Here is a 1100-nt window from a genome sequence, read left to right as displayed (position 1 = left end):
CCGCAACAATGGCAGGACTACGCCGACAAACTGACGGCGTTTGCGAAACACTTGCTCGGCCACGGCGTGCGCCTGGCCTACCACCACCACATGGGCGCCTACGTGGAAACGCCCGCCGACGTGGACCAGTTGATGGCCTTGACGGGGCCGCAAGTCGGCTTGCTGTTCGACACGGGCCACATCACCTTTGCCGGCGGCGACGCGCTGGCGGTCTTGAACAAGCACATCGATCGCATCTGCCACGTGCATTGCAAGGATGTGCGCCCCAATGTGGTGAAACTGGCGAGAAATGGCCACTGGAGTTTCCTGCAGGCCGTCATCAATGGCGCCTTCAGCGTGCCCGGCGACGGCAGCATCGACTTTCCCGCCATCCTCACGCGTTTATATTTGCACGGCTACGAAGGCTGGCTGGTGGTGGAGGCGGAGCAAGATCCGGCCGTGGCCCCCAGTTATCAGTATGCCAAGATGGGCCACGATTACCTGGCGCGTCTGGTCGACGCGATTCCGCGATTGAAACGGGCGGCGGCATGAGCCCGCTGCTGGTCAAGGCCAGGGCCGGTTCGGCCATCGTCGAAGTGACGCCAGAGTCGGCCGGCTGGACGCACGTGGGCTTTGCCGCGCACCGGCTGGCGGCAGGCGAACAGCTGACGTTGGAGACGGGCCGCCGCGAACTGTGCCTCGTCGTGCTGACGGGCACGGTCACCGTGCAGGCGGGCGGGCAGACCTGGGAAGCCATCGGCAATCGCCAGAGCGTGTTTGAAGATGTCTCGCCCTACGCCGTGTATGTGCCGCTGGAAACCACGGTCGGCATCACGGCCGTGAGCAACGCGGAAGTGGCGCTGTGCAGCGCACCGGCCACCACCCATCGCCCGGCGCGCTTGATCGACCCGCAGTCGATGACGCGCTCCGTGCGCGGCAAGGGGGCGAACACCCGCTATGTGTGCGACATCCTGCCGCAGACGGCCGAGGCCGATGGCTTGCTGGTGGTGGAAGTGGTCACGCCGTCCGGCCATTCGTCCAGCTATCCGCCGCACAAGCACGACAGCGACAATATCCCGCTGGAAAGTTCGCTGGAAGAAACGTATTACCACCGCCTGAAC

At 64.8% G+C, this 1100-nt stretch carries 2 protein-coding genes; both read left to right on the top strand.

Going from position 1 to position 1100, the window contains the following annotated elements:
* Window positions 1–531 (top strand): TIM barrel protein (locus NCG91_RS27835; RefSeq protein ID WP_251352087.1); only part of this gene is annotated, 531 nt, incomplete at its 5' end.
* A partial coding sequence (iolB, locus tag NCG91_RS27830; RefSeq protein ID WP_251352086.1) for a 5-deoxy-glucuronate isomerase occupies window positions 528–1100 on the top strand: 573 nt, incomplete at its 3' end. The genes NCG91_RS27835 and iolB, both read left to right, overlap by 4 nt.

This window comes from Janthinobacterium kumbetense (assembly GCF_023703445.1).
GTDB lineage: Bacteria > Pseudomonadota > Gammaproteobacteria > Burkholderiales > Burkholderiaceae_D > Janthinobacterium > Janthinobacterium kumbetense.
The sequence above is the reverse complement of the archived record's forward strand: the minus strand, read 5'-3'. Positions and strand labels throughout refer to the sequence as shown.